The organism is Kitasatospora sp. Xyl93, from assembly GCF_055383135.1.
This window is the reverse complement of record NZ_AP029185.1, coordinates 8,619,146-8,637,243: the sequence shown is the minus strand read 5'-3', so window position 1 is coordinate 8,637,243 and position 18,098 is coordinate 8,619,146. Positions and strand designations below refer to the sequence as shown.

General features: G+C 73.8%; 17 protein-coding genes and 1 pseudogene. 9 read left to right on the top strand and 9 right to left on the bottom strand.

All coding sequences use genetic code 11. From position 1 onward, the window contains the following. The first annotated feature begins 155 nt into the window (after positions 1–155). Positions 156–743 (top strand): TetR/AcrR family transcriptional regulator, encoded by a 588-nt coding sequence (locus tag ACZ5GH_RS37565; protein ID WP_464336642.1) that lies wholly within the window; start codon positions 156–158, stop codon positions 741–743. A 120-nt stretch (positions 744–863) separates the two neighbouring features. On the opposite strand, the gene ACZ5GH_RS37560 is transcribed toward ACZ5GH_RS37565, so the two are convergent. After that, on the bottom strand, positions 864–1,664 hold the full coding sequence (locus tag ACZ5GH_RS37560; RefSeq protein ID WP_464336641.1) for an SDR family NAD(P)-dependent oxidoreductase: 801 nt from the start codon (positions 1,662–1,664) through the stop codon (positions 864–866). 919 nt (positions 1,665–2,583) lie between these two features. Between ACZ5GH_RS37560 and ACZ5GH_RS37555 the strand changes: the two genes are divergently transcribed. Continuing rightward, positions 2,584–3,852 carry a YncE family protein gene (locus tag ACZ5GH_RS37555; RefSeq protein WP_464336640.1) on the top strand — a complete coding sequence of 423 codons (1,269 nt, stop codon included), beginning with the start codon at positions 2,584–2,586 and terminating at the stop codon, positions 3,850–3,852. A gap of 144 nt (positions 3,853–3,996) precedes the next feature. Here ACZ5GH_RS37555 and ACZ5GH_RS37550 read toward each other — a convergent pair whose 3' ends face one another. The 3 genes from ACZ5GH_RS37550 to ACZ5GH_RS37540 form a co-directional block, all read right to left on the bottom strand. Then, positions 3,997–4,200, bottom strand: a complete 204-nt coding sequence (locus ACZ5GH_RS37550; protein ID WP_387760819.1) for a hypothetical protein — start codon at positions 4,198–4,200, stop codon at positions 3,997–3,999. A gap of 120 nt (positions 4,201–4,320) precedes the next feature. Beyond that, complete coding sequence (locus ACZ5GH_RS37545; protein ID WP_387760820.1) at positions 4,321–5,610, bottom strand: 2,3-diphosphoglycerate synthetase; 1,290 nt, start codon at positions 5,608–5,610, stop codon at positions 4,321–4,323. 415 nt (positions 5,611–6,025) lie between these two features. Beyond that, entirely contained in the window at positions 6,026–6,232 is a 207-nt protein-coding gene (locus tag ACZ5GH_RS37540; RefSeq protein WP_387760821.1) for a hypothetical protein, read from the bottom strand. A gap of 803 nt (positions 6,233–7,035) precedes the next feature. On the opposite strand from ACZ5GH_RS37540, the gene ACZ5GH_RS37535 reads away from it, so the two are divergent. The 4 genes from ACZ5GH_RS37535 to ACZ5GH_RS37520 all read left to right on the top strand — a co-directional run bounded on the left by ACZ5GH_RS37535 (position 7,036) and on the right by ACZ5GH_RS37520 (position 9,080). Beyond that, on the top strand, positions 7,036–7,740 hold the full coding sequence (locus ACZ5GH_RS37535) for a metal-dependent hydrolase (RefSeq protein WP_464336639.1): 705 nt from the start codon (positions 7,036–7,038) through the stop codon (positions 7,738–7,740). Between the two features lie 158 nt (positions 7,741–7,898). Next, the gene (locus ACZ5GH_RS37530; RefSeq protein WP_387760823.1) at positions 7,899–8,303 is read left to right on the top strand and encodes a DoxX family protein; all 405 of its coding nucleotides are present in this window, start codon (positions 7,899–7,901) and stop codon (positions 8,301–8,303) included. A 103-nt stretch (positions 8,304–8,406) separates the two neighbouring features. Further along, on the top strand, positions 8,407–8,571 hold the full coding sequence (locus ACZ5GH_RS37525) for a hypothetical protein (protein WP_387760824.1): 165 nt from the start codon (positions 8,407–8,409) through the stop codon (positions 8,569–8,571). Between the two features lie 248 nt (positions 8,572–8,819). Beyond that, on the top strand, positions 8,820–9,080 hold the full coding sequence (locus tag ACZ5GH_RS37520; protein ID WP_387760825.1) for a GlsB/YeaQ/YmgE family stress response membrane protein: 261 nt from the start codon (positions 8,820–8,822) through the stop codon (positions 9,078–9,080). Between the two features lie 341 nt (positions 9,081–9,421). Here ACZ5GH_RS37520 and ACZ5GH_RS37515 read toward each other — a convergent pair whose 3' ends face one another. From ACZ5GH_RS37515 to ACZ5GH_RS37505, 3 genes are all read right to left on the bottom strand, one after another. Further along, positions 9,422–10,726 carry an RNA polymerase sigma factor gene (locus ACZ5GH_RS37515; protein WP_464336638.1) on the bottom strand — a complete coding sequence of 435 codons (1,305 nt, stop codon included), beginning with the start codon at positions 10,724–10,726 and terminating at the stop codon, positions 9,422–9,424. Next, entirely contained in the window at positions 10,726–11,145 is a 420-nt protein-coding gene (locus tag ACZ5GH_RS37510) for a YciI family protein (RefSeq protein ID WP_387760827.1), read from the bottom strand. Before ACZ5GH_RS37510 ends, ACZ5GH_RS37515 begins: the two co-directional genes overlap by 1 nt. A 493-nt stretch (positions 11,146–11,638) precedes the next feature. Further along, a complete protein-coding gene (locus ACZ5GH_RS37505) occupies positions 11,639–12,379 on the bottom strand; it encodes a nitroreductase (protein ID WP_387760828.1) in 741 nt (246 codons plus the stop codon). A gap of 102 nt (positions 12,380–12,481) precedes the next feature. Here ACZ5GH_RS37505 and ACZ5GH_RS37500 point away from each other — a divergent pair, with 102 nt between their 5' ends. Then, complete coding sequence (locus ACZ5GH_RS37500) at positions 12,482–13,075, top strand: TetR/AcrR family transcriptional regulator (protein WP_464336637.1); 594 nt, start codon at positions 12,482–12,484, stop codon at positions 13,073–13,075. Positions 13,076–13,241: 166 nt separating this feature from the next. On the opposite strand, the gene ACZ5GH_RS37495 is transcribed toward ACZ5GH_RS37500, so the two are convergent. Further along, positions 13,242–14,141 (bottom strand): aminoglycoside phosphotransferase family protein, encoded by a 900-nt coding sequence (locus ACZ5GH_RS37495; protein ID WP_464336636.1) that lies wholly within the window; start codon positions 14,139–14,141, stop codon positions 13,242–13,244. 305 nt (positions 14,142–14,446) lie between these two features. After that, positions 14,447–14,524 (bottom strand): annotated as a pseudogene (locus ACZ5GH_RS37490) (IS5/IS1182 family transposase); the annotation flags it as partial. Between the two features lie 157 nt (positions 14,525–14,681). On the opposite strand from ACZ5GH_RS37490, the gene ACZ5GH_RS37485 reads away from it, so the two are divergent. Together ACZ5GH_RS37485 and ACZ5GH_RS37480 are read left to right on the top strand one after the other, a co-directional pair. Next, positions 14,682–15,131, top strand: coding sequence for a hypothetical protein (locus tag ACZ5GH_RS37485; protein ID WP_387754895.1), 450 nt, complete (start codon positions 14,682–14,684; stop codon positions 15,129–15,131). An 83-nt stretch (positions 15,132–15,214) separates the two neighbouring features. Continuing rightward, a complete protein-coding gene (locus ACZ5GH_RS37480; RefSeq protein WP_387754893.1) occupies positions 15,215–17,887 on the top strand; it encodes a tetratricopeptide repeat protein in 2,673 nt (890 codons plus the stop codon). Positions 17,888–18,098 lie beyond the last annotated feature (211 nt).

The following is an 18,098-nucleotide window of genomic DNA, read 5'->3' as shown; positions in this document are numbered from 1 at the left end:
GCCCTGCTCACGATGGGGTAGGCCCCGAGGGAGAACGTGTCGAGGGGGCCGTCCGAAGCCGGCCCCCTCGATACGGCACCACCCCGCCCCCCGCGGCGCCGCGGCCGGACGCAGGCCGCGAGGCCGCGCACCCCCGGCCCCGTATGCTCCTGGCCATGACCAGCGCACCCCCCGCCCGCAGACGCGACGGTGCCGCGACCCGCGAGGCGATCCTCGCGGCCGCGGTCGTGGAGTTCACCGAGCACGGCTACGCCGCGGCCGGGGTACGGCAGATCGCCGAGCGGGCGGGCGTGACGGCGATGATGATCAACCGCTACTTCGGCTCGAAGGAAGGCCTGTTCACGCAGGCCGTCGACCGCGCCTTCGCCCCGCCGACCGTCGTCGGCGACGAACCCGCCGCCCTGGCACACGCCATCGCCCGCACCCTCGCCGAGCGCACCGCCGCGGGCGCCGAGCGGCTCGACCCGTTCCTCCTGCTGCTGCGCTCGGCCCCGGACCCGGAGGCGGCCGGCATCATGCGCCGGGGCGTGGAGGCCCACGTGGGCGCCCGCCTGGCGGGCCTGCTGGAAGGACCGGACGCGGACGTGCGCGCCCAGCTCGCTCTCGCCCTGGTCGCCGGGACATGGCTGCTGCGCAGCGTCGTCGGCACCTCCGCGCTCGCCGCCGCCGACGACGGGCGTCTGGCCGACCTGCTCGCGGACATGCTGCAACCGCTCGTCGCTCCCGGTGGCGCCCGCGGGTGATCCCGCCCGGCCGGAGCCGCCTGAAGCCGCGTGGAGGCGCCCGAGCTGCTGGAGCCGCCCGGGCCGCCGGAGTTGGCGGGCGCCGGGTGCCCGGACGGCAGGTGCTCAGAAGGCGGGTGCTCAGAAGGCGGAGCGGATGAGTCCGCCGTCGACGCGGATGGTCGCCCCGCTGACGTACTGGGCCTGGGCGCTGCACAGGTAGGCGACGGCTGCGGCGATCTCCCCGGGTTCGCCGAAGCGTTCCTGGTCGTTGGGGGCGATGGCCCGCACCGCGTTGGGCCCGATCTCCTCCCAGGTCTCGCCCCAGCCGTGGCCAGGTCCGATGCCGGTGAGGAGGTCCCGGGTGGCGTCGACGAGGATCGCCCCGGGGGACACCGTGTTGGACGTGACGCCGGTGCCCTTGAGCTCGCGCGCCAGGGAGACGGCGAGGTTGTGCCGGGCGGCCAGGGTGGCGCTGTACTGGGGAAGGGCGTCGGTGGGCTGGGAGGCGAGTCCCCCGCCGATGGTGACGACCCGTCCCCATCCGCGTGCGCGCATCGCGGGGACCAGGTGCCGGATCATGCGCACGCCCGAGACGACGTTGACGTCGTAGGTGCGCCGCCACTCCTCGGGGGTGGCCTCGGCCCAGGACAGGTGCCGGTAGAAGCCCGCGTTGTTGACGAGGATGTCCACGGGACCGTCCGCCGTGGCGGCGCGGGCGACTTCGGCCGCGCCGTCGTCGTCGGCGAGGTCGCCGACGACCGCGTGGGCCGTTCCACCGGCCTCACGGATCCGCCGGGCGACAGCCTCGGTGCGCTCCCGGTCCCGCCCGTGCACCACGACCGCCGCCCCCTCGGCCGCCAGCAGCCGCACCGTGGCCTCGCCGAGCCCCGCGCTCGAACCCGTCACGAGTGCGCGCCTGCCGGCCAGTTCGAGATCCATTCCCGTGTCTCCCCTCTCCTGGGCGTGCCACGCGCGCCCGCACGCCGCTGCGGCGGGCCGGAAGCATCCTTCGCAAGTCTACAACTGTAGACTTACCAGGGGATGCCGACCACGAGGCCGAACTGCGGCCGGACACCGAAGGGTTGCCCGCCCGGAACCACCGCTGCCCCGGCCGGCCCGGGCAGCGCCCGCCCAGCGGCGGCCGACGAACCGCGGTCCATGCCCGGGCAACTCACCGCCGATGCCGGCGAGCAACCCGCGCACCTTCGGCGCGGCACCCCGGCACCCCGGCACCCGCGCCCGGCTGCAAGCCGCATCACAGGTGAGCGGTGGGGGCGGGGCCTGCCGGTGGGCGGCCGCCAAATCCCGCCCCGGCCCGTCGGCACCCGCACTACGCTGCGCGAAAGACCGATCCGGCGCCGGTTCGACGGCACACCCTCGACCAGCACGCTCCCCTGTGCCGCGCGCTGCTCGACACGTCCGTGCTCACCACGGACATCAACGCCGCCACCCGGCGCCCCGCCGCCTCCTCCTTCGTCGCCGGAGCACAGGCCGGCACCGTACGGTGCCTGATCCCCCTGCACGTCGCCCAGGAGAACGGCCAGGTCTTCGGCGCCATCCGCCCGCCCGCTCGCAGCGAACAGCAGCAGGACCACGACGCGGTCCCGGCCGGGGACCGGCCCCGGCAGCGCGCAGCAGCCGACGAGCAGTCCGGGCCGGGACGGCCGCGTGCAGGCTCCGGACCGCGGCGAGCGGACCGGGACAGCGGCAAGCGAGAAAGGCGACGGGCGGACGGCCTCGCCGCGAACGCGTCCGCCGCCGACGTCTTGCCAGCGGACCAAGCCCTCCCTACCGTCGAATGGCGCAAGCTGACAGACCGTCTCACAAGCCGTCGTGCCACCCCCACGAAGGAGCGACGATGTCCAGGACAGGCCCCCGGCGCCGACTCGGCGTCCGATCCCTCTGCACCCTCGCGCTCGCGCTCGGCCTGCTCGCCCCGGCCGCCGCCACCAGCAGCGCCGCCCCCGCAGCCGCCCCGACGCTACGGGAGGTGATGTTCGTCGGCAACAACTGGGACGGCACCGCCGACGTGATCGAATCCTCCGGCGCCCTCAGCAAGGTCGGACGGATCAACGTCATCCCCGACAAGGACCAGCGGCTCGCCGAGATCTACCTCAACCCCGTCAAGCTCGGCTACTTCCTCGGCATCAGGCTCGGCCCCGGTGAGGGCCACGACCAGTTCGTCGACGACATGTACAGCACTCCGGACGGCACCGCCATGGTCGTCTCCCGGCCCAGCTTCGCCGACGTGGTCTCCCTCGACCTCGCCACCGGGCGGGTCAACTGGCGCTTCCCCGTGGCGGGTTACCGCGCCGACCACATGGCGCTCTCGCCCGACGGCACCCGGGTGGCGGTCTCCGCCTCCACCGCCAACACCGTGCACGTCCTGGACGTCCGCACCGGCGCCGAACTCGGCTCGTTCCGCACCGGGGACAAGCCGCACGAGAACGTCTTCACCGACGGCGGCCGGAAGCTGTGGAACATGTCCATCGGCAACGTCGAAACCGCCCTGGACGCGCCCTGGCTGGACTGGACGAAGGGCGACCGGCACATCACCGTCGTCGACGCGGTCACCCTCACCCCGATCCGCGAGATCGACCTGCGCAAGCGCCTCGACGACGCCGGCCTCGGCGGCCTCTCCAACGCCGTCCGGCCCGCCGTCTTCTCCCCGGACGGCACCCGGCTCTACTTCCAGGTGTCCTTCTTCAACGGCTTCCTGGAGTACGACGTGGCCGCCGACCGGATCACCCGGGTGAAGACCCTCCCGCTCGACCCGGCCGCCAGTACCGACCGCACCACCTGGCCCAACGACTCCCGCCACCACGGCCTGTCGATGAGCCCGTCGGGCGACCGGATCTGCGTCGCGGGCACCGTGGACGACTACGCGACGGTGGTCGACCGCGCCACCCTCCAGGAGGGGCCGCTGGTGCCCGCGTCCAAACCGTACTGGGCGACGGTGAGCGGGGACGGCAGGTCCTGCCTGATCTCGGAGAGCGGCGCGGACCAAGTCACCGCCATCGACTTCGCGACCGGCCGCAAGACCGCCTCGATCGCCGTCGGCCACCACCCCCAGCGTGTCCGCCTCGGCCACGTCCCCACCGGCTGGGTGGGGCCCACGACGCCGTAGCGCGCCGAGCCCGTAGCGGAGCGTCGGTCCTCTTCGGCATGGCGGCGCGTTCGTCCCGGGCCCCGCCGAACTCGGACGGGGGCAGGACGTGGAGCGCGTCGGCGATCGTCGCCTGCCCGCCCCCCTGGCCGTGCTCCTCGCCGGCTACGCGAACCGGCCACGACCACCGGGCTGGGCAGCCGACCACCCCAACCCATGGCTCCTCCCGCCGCCGGTGTCGCAGGCGTCGGCGAGGACGGAGGCGACTTCGGCCCAGTGGTCGCCGGGGTCGTCCGCCGGCAGGGTGCGCTCCCAGGGCAGGCCGTAGGCGCGGGCGGCCGCGAGGCCGACGTCGGGCCGGCTGATCATCGCGGTCCACAGGGTGTCTGCGGCGGCGGTCGGGCCGGCCGCGATCGCGAGCAGCGGGCCGGGGTCCGGGACCTCGACCGCCGACCGCAGTCGCGGTCGGCCGCCCCGGCCTTCCGGACCTCAGCCGATCGCCTCGGTGGCCAGCGTGAGGACCGCCCGGTCGAAGCAGGGTTCGCCGGGCAGCGGAGCCACCTCGGTGTCGCAGAACACGACCGGGACACCGCGCCGTTCAGCGTGTTCGGCAACGACGTCGACGGCGGCGGCCTTGAGTTCGACGAGGTACAACTCAGCCTGGATGTCGGCTAGTTCGGCTCGAAGGCGGTTCCGGTCGGCGAGGGCGTTCGTGGCGTGGACGACCCGGGCGCCGTACTTCGCCCGCAGGTGGTCGACCATCCCGGGCAGGACGTGCGGCGCGGCGGTGGTGAAGAACGCGACGCGACGCCCCGACACGTCCGCGACCGGGCGGGGTCGCAGGGCGACGGCGATCAGCGGCACGTCCCGGATCCGGCGGACGGCCTCTCGCATGGCGCGGACGTCGAGTTGCGGGTCGGCGAGGGTGAGCACGGCCAGGTCGGAGACCAGGAGCCGGTACGCCCCCAGGTAGCCGAACACCCGGTCGGGATCCTGGCCGCCGCCGATGACGAGGATGCGCCGGCGTGCCTCCACCGGCGGCAGGACGGTCCCGCTGCCCTCGAACAGGACGAGGTCGGGCGAGAGCTTCGCCGCCGCCTCGGCCGCCTCGGCGACGTTCGAGGCGAAAGGAGCGGACGCGAAGCCACCGCCGCAGCGCCGGGCCCCCACGGTGGCGGCCCCGGTGAACACCGCGTCCTCGATGTAGTCGGACGCGGCGTGCTGTCCGGAGCGGGACAGCTCCAGCAGGTCGGTGAGGGTGGGCGGGTCGGTCACCACCTCCGGTTCGGCCGGCCCGCCGCGGCCCATGGCGACGACCACGACCTTCCACCGCTCTGCCAGCAAGCGCGCACTGTGACCGCTGACGGCGGTCTTGCCGATCCGCTTGCCCGTGCCCGCGATGCTGAGGGACGGCAGCGCGAACGGAGCCAGCCGCGGCGGCTCGAAGCAGAAGTCCGCCCCCGCGTAGGGAACTCCGCAGGCCATCGCCTGCGCCGCGTACGCCATCCGCTCCGGGCCGCCGACCACCGGTTCGTCCGACAGGTCGAGGACGAAGTCGGCCCCGCAGACGGACACCGCGTCCGCGAGACTTCCGGTCAGCAGCGGTGCTCCGAAGTCCGGGGCCTCCCTCAGCTTCTCCGTCCCACCGACGAGCAGGGCACCCACCACCCGGTAGGGCAGCGCGCGCAGCGTTTCCCGCACCACCTCCGGATAGTGCTCACCGTCGACGATCGCGAGGGCCCGCCCTCTCACCAGCGGTGACGGCAGTCTGTCGATCATGTGCTCTCCCGGGTGCTGCTCTTCCTGCTCCGGAGCCGGACGGGGAGCGGGTTGGCACGCCGCTCGGCTCGAAACTGCCGCTGCTCCCCTCAGGCGACGACGACGCGGGTCGCGTGTGTCGCTGAGGGCAGAGTTCCGCGCTGCCTTCGTACGGGCACACCGTCCGCCACTCGGAGGAGCACCCGACATCGGTCATGATGCGGCTGTGCAGCTCGTTGCGCACCAGAGGAGGGGCCGAAGAGCGGCCCGCTGCCGGACCAGGAACTGTTCACCATGGGGGTGGTTGCGGCGGCCGGCCCCGACACACCCTGAGACGGTGACGTCCGTTGCCGGGTGGCGGCCCGCGTGCGGGCCGCGCGGCGTCGTGGACCTCCCGCAGCAGGCGGGACGGGGACGGCCGCCTGCCAGCGGTCTCCTACGCCAGGGCGGCCACCGCGACGACGGCTCCCTTGGGCAGGCGCCCGTCGGGCGGCAGGGGCTCCAGGGTGGGCAGGACCGCCCGCGTCGCAGCCTCGACCCGGGCCCGGCGGGCCTGCGGGCTGGTCTCCTCCAGTAGCGCCGCCAGCCGTTCCTCGCGCGTGGACGCGGCCGGGTCGGGCACGGCGGCGATCCGCAGGCTCACCCCGCTTCCCCGCTTCCCCGCCGGCTGCGGCGGACGCAAGCGCGTCAGGCGCGCCGGGCACCCTGGGGGTGGGGGCTTGCTCAGCGGGGAGCGGGTGGGCACCACGGGCCAGGATGCGAGCGGCGGCGAGCTCGGCGCCGGGACGGCAGCCGGCAGCCGGCCGGACGCGCGGCGGCCAGGACGAGCAGGACGGCCGGTCGGCGACGCGGGCCCGGACGGTGAAGGGGGGATGTCCACCGTCCGGACCCGTGCTCTCGCCCGCCGGTCCTCTTCTGACCCCGATCCGTCCCCGCAAACCCTCCGGCACCGGAGCTGACGGGCGCCGGCGAGGGCCGGGCCCAGAGACGGACGCCGTACGGCAGCAGCCGAACGGCCGCAGCTGAGGCCCGGGCGGGACGGGCAGCGAGCCGGCGACGAGCGTGCGGCGAACCGCGGAGCGGCCGGAACGGCGGAAGGCAAGCAGCGGCCGGCGACTCCCGCGTGGCGCGCAGCGGCCCCGGACAGCCGACGGACCGTACGACACCGGACGGGCGGAATGGCCGGGGACGGCCAAGGCGCCGAGCGGCGGTACCTTCGGCCTCCGTCAGCCGGACGGCGGCAGGGACGACGGAGGGCGAGTGGAGCGCAGCGGGGGGCGCGGCCGGCCCGGGAGGACGAGGTTGTCGCAGCAGGTCGTGGGGGCCCGGCGCCGGGCGGGCGGAGTGGGAGGGGGAAGTCGGGGTAGCAGACGGATCGCCGTGCGACCCGGTGCCGCCGGGCGGGGCCGTCCGAGGAGGCGGAGGGAAACGGGGGTACGGGGCGTCATGATGGGCCAGTCACACGCGGTCAGCGGGGCACTCGTCTTCGCGGCGACGGCGCCGTTCCTGCCGGAGGCACTGTTCGGTGCGGCACCGCGGCCGAGTGAGGTCCTGATCGGAACGCTGCTGTGCGCCGGGGCCTCGCTGCTTCCCGACCTGGACCACCACGACGCGACACCCGCCCACCTGCTGGGGCCGCTGTCGAGGGGACTGTGCCGCCTGGTGTCCTGGCTGTGCGGCGGCCACCGCCACGCCACGCACTCCCTCGCGTTCGTCGCGCTCGCGGGCTGGGGCACGCGGCTGGGTGTGACCCGGCTCGGCCATCCCTTCGCCCTCACCCTGACCTTCGTTCTCCTCGCCCTCGCGGCGCGGGCCCTGCACCTGCACCCTCCCGGGCACGGCCTGACGGCATGGGTGACCGCCGTCGGTCTGGCGGGTGTCGGGACGGCCACGGTGGCCGCCTGGTTCCCCGGCATCACGCTCTGGCTTCCGTACGCGGTCTGTCTGGGCGCTCTGACCCATCTGCTCGGTGACTGCCTGACCCGTCGTGGGGTTCCTCTGCTCTGGCCGTACCGCAAGCGCTTCGAGCTCGTGCTGATACGGCGGACCGGCAGCAGGCTGGAGACCCGGTTCCTCGTGCCCGTGATGACCGTCGCCACGTTCGTGGCCCTCTGGTTCGCCGCTTTCGCCCCCCTGTTCGCCCTGGGGTGAGCGGCACCCGGCGCTGCACCCGGCGTTGTCCGGCTCGGCCGGCCCGCCTGCGGCCGGGGACCAGGCGAAAAAATTTCCTCTCACCCGACCGATGAGTTCCGCCGCCGGCGGCGGTCAAACCCGGGAAAGCAACGACAGCCGCCCCGGGGAGACCTGAAATGTCCAGCACCGCCACCGCCGTGAAGTCCCGCCGGACCGCCCTCCGGACGGTCTGGACGCTGCGGATCCTGCTCGCACTCTTCTTCGCCCTGGCCAGCGCGCTGCCCAAACTGCTCGCGCTCCCCGCCGCCACGGCCGTCTTCGACGCCATCGGCTGGGGCCACTGGTTCATGTACCTGACCGGGCTGGTGGAGCTCGCCGGGGCGATCGGCCTGCTGGTCGGGCGGCTGGCCGGGCCGGCCGCGACGGCGCTCATCGTCTTCCTGGTGTTCGCGTTCGTCACCCAACTCACCGCCATGCACGGGCAGAACGCCGGGACGCCGTTCCTCTTCATGGTGCCGCTGGCCGTCATCGCCTGGAACCGGCGCGCCGAGACGGCCGAGCTGCTCGGCCTCCGGCGCTGACCGGGTGCGCGCAGGGCTCCGTCACGCCATGTCATCGTCGCTGACATGAGCCCGACCGGGCGGGGCAGACGGGGAGTCCCGATCCAGAACCCGGGAGGCGTCGATGACCCTGGCCATGGTGCTGTTGCTCGTTCCCGCCGCACTCGCGGCGATCCTGACCGCCACCGCTCCCTCGCTCCCCCGCCGCCACCGCCGCCCACGGGCGGCCGTGGTCCGCAGCGAACCCGCCGCGCACCGCCCCCGCCACGCCCGGCCGTGGAGCCCGTGACGGGGTTGCCGCCCGAACTCGGCCGCCCGGCCGTGGATTTGCCCACGACCGGGCGGCCGTCGGCTGCTCCCGTGCCACCGCACCCGGACGCCGCCCGGTGGCACGGGTCCCGCACGGCGAGCGCCCGCGGGTCGAGGCCCCGCGGAGGCCCGGCAGGTCCGGCCCCCGCGACACCGGCATGAATGCCCGGCATCGGGGCAGACGGCGGGCGTCGCGGAGAGGTCGGATCGAACGAGAGGAAGAAGACCATGACGATCCTGTGGGCCCTGGTCGCGGGCCTGGTGGTGGGTCTGCTGGCGAAGCTGGTGCTGCCGGGCCGTCAGCCCGTGCCGCTGTGGCTGACCGTCCTCGTCGGAGCGGTGGGGGCGGTACTCGGCAACGCCGCGGCCTCCTACTTCGGTGTGCGGCACACCGGCGGAATCGACTGGATCCGGCACCTGCTGCAGATCGGCGTGGCGGCCGTACTGATCGCCGTGGTGACGCCCGCCTACGTGGCACGGCACCGCTGAACCACCGCCCGAGCCGGCCCCTCGGGGGCCTGCGAACGGTACGCATGTGGGCCCGGCCGCCCCGCCACACGGAGGCAGCGGCCGGGCCCACATGCGTACCGTTCACGCCGTCGAGGCCAGGCCGCCCACCGGGCGGGGCCGGCCGGCGCGGCGCGGCGGCGTGGGTCCCGGCCGCCACGGCAGGCCCGCAGCGCCTGCGGATCGTCGGCAGCCGGGTCGGTGTCCGACCGCCGGCCGGGCATTCGGCGGGCGCAGACGGGATCTCTTCTGCCCGCCTCCTCCAGTGACCCGGAGGTAGCCCGTGCCGGTCGGCTGCGGGGTGCGGCGTCCGTATCGGGCCGTCAGTCCAGGGCGGCCAGCTTGTCCAGCAGCACGGCTCTCTCAGGGGCGTTGTTGCACAGGCGGACGGCCAGTTCCAGCTCGGCCCGGGCCTCGGCGGTGCGGCCGAGCCGGACCAGCAGCTCGCCGCGCACGCTGGGGAGCAGGTGCGAGCCCGACAGACGGCCGGAGACGAGCAGGTCGTCCACCAGGGCCAGTGCCTCGCACGGTCCACTGGCCATGGCGACGGCCACGGCCCGGTTGAGCTCGACCACAGGTGACGGGGCGACCCGGCCGAGCGCCTCGTACAGGAGCACGACGCACTCCCAGTCGGTCTCGGCCACCGAGGGCGCCGTTGCGTGGCAGGCGGCGATCGCGGCCTGCAGACCGTACGGCCCCAGTCCCCGGCCGAGCGCCGCGGCCCGGCCGAGGGCGGCCAGGCCGCGGCGGATCGCGGAGCGGTCCCACCGGCGGCGGTCCTGGTCCTCCAGCAGCACCGCCTTCCCGTCCGGGCCGGTTCGCGCCGGGAAGCGCGCGGCGGTGAGCTCGAACAGTGCGAGCAGCCCGTGCACCTCTGGCTCGCCCGGCAGCAGGGCGGTCAGCGTCCGGGCCAACCGGACGGCCTCGTAGGCGAGATCCGGGCGCAGGAGGTCGTCTCCGGCGGTCGCGGTGGAGCCCTCGGTGAAGATGACGTACAGGACGCTCAGGACGGCACCCAGCCGCGCCGACCGGTCCCCCGGGGGCGGCAGTTCGAAGGGGACGCGGGCGGCGGTGATCGTCTTCTTGGCACGGGTGATCCTGGCCTGGACGGTCGGTACGGGCACGAGGAAGGCCCGGGCGATCTCCTCGCTGGACAGGCCGGCCACCACGCGCAGTGTGAGCGCGACCCTGGCCTCGGGTGAGAGGACCGGATGGCAGGCGATGAACATGAGCGCGAGGACGTCGTCGTCGACCCGGTCCGGATCCCACGGCAGGTCGTCCGGCCCCGTGGACGGGGCCTGCGCGCCCGGGCTGAACTCGCCCTCGGCCAGCGGGCCCGCCAGCAGGGCGTACCGATCGTCGAGCGCCGACCTGCGGCGGAAGGCGTCGATGGCCCGCCGCCGCCCGGTCGCCAGCAGCCAGCCCACCGGGTCGGTGGGCGTGCCGTCCCGCGTCCAGGCGACGAGCGCCTCCGCGACCGCTTCCTGGGCGACGTCCTCGGCGAGCGCGAAGTCCCCGGTGTAGCGGGCCAGGGCGGCGACGATCCGCGCGGACTCGATCCGCCAGACGGCCTCGACGGCCCGCCGCGCCGCCTCCGCGACCGGCGGGCCGTCGACTGCTTCCGGCATCAGAGCTGGCCGGTCCGCTCGCGCCACGCCCGCTCCTTGACGATCCACTCGTTGTCCTGCGGGAACTCGTCGATGCCCGGCACGCGGCGCACCTCGCACTTCGAACCGGGGACCGCCGGCAGACGCTTGGCCCACTCGACCGCCTCCTCCTTCGAGGCGACGTCGATCAGGTAGAAGCCGCCGAACAGCTCCTTCGTCTCGCCGTACGGCCCATCGGTGACCACCGGCGTCTCGCCGGCGAAGTCCACCACCACACCCTGCGACGGGTCGTCCAGGCCCTCCGCGGCCACGAGCACGCCGGCCCGGATCAGCTCCTCGTTGAAGCGGCCCACGGTCTCGAGCATCTCCTCGAAGGGCGTGGACATCATCTTCGCCATCGACTCGTCCGTACCCCGCATGATCAGCATGTACTTCGCCATCGTCGGCCTCCTTGAACAGGGATCGTCCCTCGACCCTCTCAGCCCAAGGTCGAACGGCGCAGCCACCGATCGACACGACCGAAGAATTATTTCTCAGGCCCTCGCACCGTCCGGTGTCGGCAGCAGCCGGGACACGGTACCGGCACCGAGCTGCACGCCCACCCGCACCGGGCGAACACCCTGCGGCCCTTCGCCGGGTGGAGTCTGGCGTGCAGCAGCCGCTCCTCCCCCCACGGATCGTCCGGGGCGACGACCAGGGCGGCCAACCGCTCGCGCTCGGTCGGGGCGGGCAGCACCGGATGATCCACGTCCACGGTCGTGCGCGCGGGTCCGCGCCCCGGGTACCGCCGGCCGGTCCGTGCCACGAGCGGTCGCGACGACAGCCGCCTCCGTGGCCGCTCGGGCTGATCGGATGGCTGCGGCGGGCAGGTGCACCCCCTGCGAGCCGGTCCGGAACTTCCACGCGATCGCGTCGATTCCCTGCCGGAATGCCCTAGCCGTGGAAGGTGGTGGTCGCCGTCAGGGCCGCCCGGTCGGTCGCGACCCGGTTCACCGGCGCGTTCTCATCTGCGTACCCGAAGGAGATCCCCACGAGCAACTTCCCTTCGCCTACGCGGAGTTCTTCACGGACGGTGTCGGCGTAGAAGCTGAGCAGGCCCTGCGGGCAACTGGCCACGCCGTACGCGGTCATGGCCAGCAGCAGCGTCTGCAGGTAGGCGCCGGCGTCGGCGGCCAGTCGGGGCCCGCCGTCGCCGGTGACGAACAGGAACGCGGCGTGGGGCGCTCCGTAGAAGCCCAGGCTCCGCGCGTCGTAGGCCGCGCGGGCCGAGTGGTCGTCGGGGCCGATACCCAGTGCTCCGTACAGGCCCGCACCGAAGGCGGCCCGCCGTTCCTGGTGGACGGGGGCGTACATGTCCTCGGAGTACGGGTAGTCGGCCGTGACGCGTCGCTCGGCGTGGGCCGTCCGCAGGGCGTCGGCCAGGCGGTCTCGCTGCGCGCCGCCGACGACCTCGACCCGCCAAGGCTGCGCGTTGGAGTTGGACGGCGCGGCGCCGGCGAGGGAGAAGACCGCGCGCTGGACGTCCTCGGGCACCGCGTCGGGTCGGAACGCGCGGATCGCGCGGCGCCCGCGGATCAGCTGCTCGGCGTACTCCCGCGTTCGCGTCCCGCCCGTCCGCGGCCCGCCGGCGGGCGTCTCGCCCGTGCGCATCCGGGTGAAGACCGGCTCACTCATGGAACTCTCCTCAGGATCGCTTAAGTAAACACAGTCGTTTACTTGGAGGCCCCACTATAACCAGCGACCCCCGCCAAGTAGACGTGAACGTATACTTGCGTCATGGCCACAGTGACGACGGCATCTCGACGGCAGGGTCGCGGAGGACGGGAGCGCATCCTGGCCGCCGCCGCCGGACTGTTCGCGGTCCAAGGGATCAACGCGACCGGCATGGAGCAGATCGCGGAGCGGGCGCCGGTGTCCAAGCGCACCCTCTACGCGCACTTCCGGACCAAGGATGAGCTCGTCCTCGCCCACCTGAAGGACCTCGCCTCGACGGGGCACACCCTGGAGGGCACGCTGCTACGCGAGGACGTCCCCGCCAGGGAGAGGATCCTCGCGCTGTTCGACCCGCTCCCGGCGGGCACGGACCCCGTCCGCGGATGCCCGTTCATCGACGCCGCCGCGGAGTTCCCCGACCCGCGGAACGCGGTCCACTCCTACGCCCGCGAGCGGAAACTGCTGATGGTGCGACTGGTGGCCGACCTGGCAGCGGAACTGGGCTGCCGTCAGCCCGCCGCCCTCGCCGAGCAACTCGTGACCCTCGCGGACGGCGCCGCCAGCCGCGCCATGGTGCTGGGCGAGGCGGACTACGGCCGACACGCGCGGGCGGCGGCGGAGATCCTCCTGGCCAACGCCCTGCCGGCCACGGACTGACGGGCCCGCCGAGTCGCGGGCATGCCCGGTACGCCTGGAGGCCGTCGTGGAGCAGGACCGCGCTGCCCGAGGACAGCGCCGAGGGGCTGTACGAGCAAGCGCCCTGCGGCTACCTGTCGACGCTGATGTCACCCGGGTGAGCGTCGCCGGCCGGCAGGGTACGGAGCTAGCCGATGAGGGCCTCGGTGATCTGACGGGTGGTCTGCGCGGCGACCCGGGGGTTGGCGGCGGCGTAGTGGGTGTAGGCGTTCAGGGCCGTGGCCAGCGCCCAGCCGCGGCCCCGGATCCAGGTGGCGTCGTCCACGCCGAGCGCGGCGCGGAAGGCGGCCCGGGGCCCCGCCGACATCAGGGTGAAGGCGATCACCAGGTCGCAGGCCGGGTCGCCGATGCCGAGCCCGCCGAAGTCGATGACCGCGCTGAGGCGCCCGTCGACGGTCAGCAGGTTGCCGGTGTGGAAGTCGCCGTGGAACCAGACCGCGGGACCGTCCCGTCCGGGGGCGCTGGTCGCCGCTTCCCACAGCTCGGTCATGGCCGCGACGTCGAAGGAGCCGTCGACCTCCGCGATGGCGGCCCGCGTCGCGCGATCCCGTGCGGCCAGCGGCCGGGCGGTGAGGTCCTCGCGGTCGCCCAGGACCCGGATCTCCCCGGGCTCGAACCGCTGGAGAGCGGTCAGGAACCCGGCCAGTTGGACGGCGGCCTCGGACGAATCGGCCAGTGCCTCGACGGTCGCCACCTCGCCGTCCAGCCAGCGGGACACCGCCCACGGCCACGGATAGCCGAAACCGGGCTCCCCCACCCCCACTGGCACGGGGACGGCCAGTGGCAGGTGCGGGGCGAGCCGCGGCAGCCACTCGAACTCCTTCCGCGCCTGCCCGATGGCGCCGGCATGGCGGGGCAGCCGGACGGACAGCTCCTCGCCCAACCGGTAGATCACATGGTCCGAGCCGGCCGGGTCGAGCAACTCCAACGGCAGACCCGCCCACTGCGGGAACTGCGCATCGACCAGGCGCCTGACCAGTGCGGCATCGATCGCGGGGCGGATGTCCGCGGTTCTCCCGGTTGCCACGAGCAGCTCCTGGAGTCGGCCCGCCCGGGCGGCAAGGCAGTCGGGGCCATCACAGTGCGTCGCAGGTCTCCTGTCGACCGGTTTTCCCCGCCGACCTCATCCGCCACAGGGTTCCGCGCGCCGGCTCTCGAAGCCGACCTACCAGCGTGACCCTCTCCCGGCCCTGATCACGGAACGCCGCCGCCACCCCCGGACCAGCGAGCGGCCGGCACCGGCCGGACGAGTCCTCGGCGGAGCCCAGGGCCGATCCGGGTGGGTGGTCTCCGGCTACCACCCCAGCAGCTACTGCTACGGCGGCGGCGTGGCGCGGTCAGGTCGTGGGTGCGGCCCGGCAGGGCGCGGGAGAACCACAGGGGTGTGCCGTCGGGGGCTGCAACGACCTGCTCGCGGCGATCCGAACTGAGATCGCACCGAGCGACCAGCGTGGCCGGCTCCGGGGCGTACGGCAGATCCGGCCCTTTCCCCGTCACCCTGCCCCGGCGCTCCGTAGACTTGGCCTTGATCGCCCAAATCCGGTGCGGTCAAGGGGAGTTGGGGATCATGGAACTCGATGCGTTCATGACAGTGGCCGGTCCGGCCATCACCTCCGCAGCGGCCGCCTACGGCGGCGCGGTCCTGACCCGGGCCGAGGAGGCCGCGGCCGACGCGACCGTGGGTCTGGGGCAGCGCATCATCAACTCGGTCTGGCGCCGCAGGGACATGCAGCAGCGAGCCGAGCTGGAGGCCTGCCTGGACGATGCCACCCGGCCGGGCGACGAGGACGCCATGGGCGCCCTGCGCCACCAGATCCGGCGTGCCCTGCGCTCCGATCCGGAACTGCTGGCCGAGTTGGCCGCCCTGCTGCCCACCGCGAACCCCCAAGGCGTCACCAGGGTGGAGGCCAGCGGCGCCGGCTCGGTGGCGGCCGGCGGCAGCATCTACGGCTCGGTGACCACCGACGTCACCACCACGCCCGCCTCACCCACCGCCGCGCCGGCCGACACCGCGTGACGAGCCCTCACCCGTCCGGCTCCCTTTCGGTCCACGCCGAGGGCATCGCGTCGGTAGCCGCCGGCGGCAGCATCCACGGTCCGGTGACCATCCGGACCACAGTGCTGCCCGCCAGCGCGGTGCGCGACGCCGCCGACACCGAGGCCCGTGGCGTGGTGTCCCTTCGCGCCCCGAAGCACACCTTCACCGGCCGGACGGCCGAGCTGGCCGAGGTGCGGGCCGCGTTGGCCCGGAGCACCGGCACCGCGGCCGTGGTCCTGCACGGCCTGGGCGGGGTCGGCAAGACCGAGCTGGCCCTGCAGTACGCCCACCTGCACCGCGAGTCGTACGACCTGATCTGGTGGATCGACGCCGCCGTCCCCGGGGCTACCGAGGCGGCCCTCGCCGCGATCGCCGAGCGGCTGAGTCCGCACTGGACGGGCACGGAGCCGTCACTGTCCGCCCGGGCCGCCTGGGCCACGGCCTGGCTGCAACAGCACGACAGATGGCTCCTGGTCCACAACAACGTGGAGGAACCGGCCCTGCTGGGGAACGTCCTGGGCAGGCTCCCGCGCGGACACCATCTGATCACCAGCCGGTACGCCACCGGCTGGCAGGGCCAGGTACGGTCCGTCGGCCTCGGTGTCCTCCCCCGCACCGACTCCGTGGCACTGATCGGCTCCTGGGTACCGCTCACCTCCCCGGAGGAGGAGTGGCACGCCGGCCGGCTCGCCGGAGAACTCGGCGACCTTCCACTCGCCTTGGAACAGGCCGGCGCCTACATGAACCAGACGGTGACCAGCGTCGGAGACTACCGAAGCAGCCTCCACGAGTTCCTGGACGAGGCCGCCCTTGACCACGCCGACGACGAGCAGACCGTCGCCGGCGTCTGGGCCCTGACCCTGACCGCGCTGGCCGAGAGCAACCCGCTCTCCGTCGAGCTGCTCCACACCCTGGCCTGGCTCGACCCCGACGGTCTCCCCCGGGAACTGCTGGCCGGCCTCACCGCCGGTCCGATCCGGGTGAAGACGGCGCTCGGTCTGCTGCACGCTTACAGCATGGCCACCCTCTCCCTGGAGGAGGTGGCCGTCCACCGGCTGGTGCAGAAGGTGCTGCGCGACCGGGCCACCCGCGAAGCAGCCGCGCGGGCCACCGCGGACGGGCCGCCTCCCGCACCGCGCGGACGGGAGGCCGCCGAACGCCTCCTGCTCGCGGCCGTGTACCCCAACGGGCCGGAGGAGGATCCCGACACCGTCCAACTCGCCCGGCTCGCAGCACATGCGACCGCACTCTCCACCACCGACCCCGGCATCCACCACCCCGGACTGGGCCGGCTCTTCGCCGACACCGCGCTGCACCTCGATGAGCGCGGCCAGACCGTCCGGGCCCTCCCGCTCTTCGAGGCCTACGCTCGGCAGACCGCCGACGGCTTCGGCACCGACCATCCGTTCACCCTGAACGCCTGCGGCTCGGTCGTCACCTCGCTCATGGCGGCGGGCCGGCTCGAACCCGCGACCGACCTCCTGGAAGAGCTCGTGGAACGGGCCACCCGGGTACTGGGCGACGGAGACCTCGTCACCCTGCACATCCGGGCGAGCCTCGCGGAGGTCCATCTGACGCGCGGCCGACTGCAGCGGGCGGAAGACGGGTTCGCCGCGGCGGCGGCCGACAGCACCGCACATCTCGGCCCCGATCACCCCCGGACCCTCACGCTGCGGAACAGGTTGGCCACCGTCTACGAGAACCGCCACCAGTTCGACCGGGCGATCGAGATCTACCAGGACCTGCTCCGCCACGAGCACGGCGGCCTGGTCCACTGGGAGCAGCACTCGGCACCCCTGCGGCTCAATGCCGCCACCATCCGGAACAACCTGGCCGGGGCCTACGAGGGCGCGGGGCGATCCGCAGAGGCCGTCGCCACCTACCGCGAGGCGCTGGCCGACATGGTCCGGCAGGTGGGGGCGGACCACCCGCAAACGCTGAACTGCCTCGGCAATCTCGGCTACGCCCTGGAGGCCGCCGGACAACTGGAGGAGGCCTCCCGGATCTACCGGGAGGTCGCGGAGAAGCGCGTGCGGATCCTCGGCGAGGACCACCCCGACACCCTGCGGAGCCAGGGCAACCTCGCCTACCTGCTCCTCAAGACGGGAGAGCCGGAGGCGGGCCTGGAGCTCTGCCGCAGGACCCTGGTCCAGCGCGAGCAGATCCTGGGCGAGCTGCACGCCGACACCCTGACGAACCGCAAGCTGCTGGCCTCTGCCTACGACTGGACCGGCGACCTCACGACCGCCGCCGAGCTGTTCGCGACCACCCTTCAACAGCACCGGGAGGTCCTGGGCAGCCGGCACCCCGACACCCTGTCCGCCCTCTCCGGCTACGCGATCTGTCTCATGCGGGCCGGGGACGCACCCGGCGCCGTGCCGCTGCTGGAGGAGGCCCTCGCCGCCCAGGAAGAGCTCTCCGGGCCGGAGGGCATCGCGACCATGACCTACCGTCACAACCTGGCCACGGCCCTGCGGGACACGGGTGCGTTCGACCGCTCCGAGGAACTGTTCACCACCGTCCTGGAGCAGCGCACCCGCCGACTGGGCGCCGACCACCCCGACACCCTGATCAGCGGCGGAAGTCTGGCCCGGCTGTACCAGCTGGCCGGCGATCTCGACCGAGCCGTCCCGCTCTACGAGTCGGCCCTCACCGGCCTCACCGCCGTCTTCGGCACCGACCACTGGGCCAGCCGCATCCTGGCCGACTACCTCGCCGAGGCCCGCACGGCCTGAGATCCGCCCACACCGGGCGCACCACCGAGAAGCCGTTGTCGTACCGATCGTGGGGCGTGTCGATCGAACGAGGATCTCGGTCGGGTGATCGCCAGCCGGCAGGGCGGTTCGTCGCGCTCGGCCGGCCCGGGACGACCTCCCCCGCTGCGCCTACCCGGGCCGCTCGACACCGCCGAGGCCGACCGAGCCCTGTGCGGCCCCGGGCCGGCCA

Coding starts and splice junctions, on each gene's coding strand:
- ACZ5GH_RS37565 (WP_464336642.1), top strand. CDS start 156: ATGACCAGCGCACCCCCCGCCCGCAGACGCGACGGTGCCGCGACCCGC.
- ACZ5GH_RS37560 (WP_464336641.1), bottom strand. CDS start 1,664: ATGGATCTCGAACTGGCCGGCAGGCGCGCACTCGTGACGGGTTCGAGC.
- ACZ5GH_RS37555 (WP_464336640.1), top strand. CDS start 2,584: ATGTCCAGGACAGGCCCCCGGCGCCGACTCGGCGTCCGATCCCTCTGC.
- ACZ5GH_RS37550 (WP_387760819.1), bottom strand. CDS start 4,200: ATGATCAGCCGGCCCGACGTCGGCCTCGCGGCCGCCCGCGCCTACGGC.
- ACZ5GH_RS37545 (WP_387760820.1), bottom strand. CDS start 5,610: ATGATCGACAGACTGCCGTCACCGCTGGTGAGAGGGCGGGCCCTCGCG.
- ACZ5GH_RS37535 (WP_464336639.1), top strand. CDS start 7,036: ATGATGGGCCAGTCACACGCGGTCAGCGGGGCACTCGTCTTCGCGGCG.
- ACZ5GH_RS37530 (WP_387760823.1), top strand. CDS start 7,899: ATGTCCAGCACCGCCACCGCCGTGAAGTCCCGCCGGACCGCCCTCCGG.
- ACZ5GH_RS37525 (WP_387760824.1), top strand. CDS start 8,407: ATGACCCTGGCCATGGTGCTGTTGCTCGTTCCCGCCGCACTCGCGGCG.
- ACZ5GH_RS37520 (WP_387760825.1), top strand. CDS start 8,820: ATGACGATCCTGTGGGCCCTGGTCGCGGGCCTGGTGGTGGGTCTGCTG.
- ACZ5GH_RS37515 (WP_464336638.1), bottom strand. CDS start 10,726: ATGCCGGAAGCAGTCGACGGCCCGCCGGTCGCGGAGGCGGCGCGGCGG.
- ACZ5GH_RS37510 (WP_387760827.1), bottom strand. CDS start 11,145: ATGGCGAAGTACATGCTGATCATGCGGGGTACGGACGAGTCGATGGCG.
- ACZ5GH_RS37505 (WP_387760828.1), bottom strand. CDS start 12,379: ATGAGTGAGCCGGTCTTCACCCGGATGCGCACGGGCGAGACGCCCGCC.
- ACZ5GH_RS37500 (WP_464336637.1), top strand. CDS start 12,482: ATGGCCACAGTGACGACGGCATCTCGACGGCAGGGTCGCGGAGGACGG.
- ACZ5GH_RS37485 (WP_387754895.1), top strand. CDS start 14,682: ATGGAACTCGATGCGTTCATGACAGTGGCCGGTCCGGCCATCACCTCC.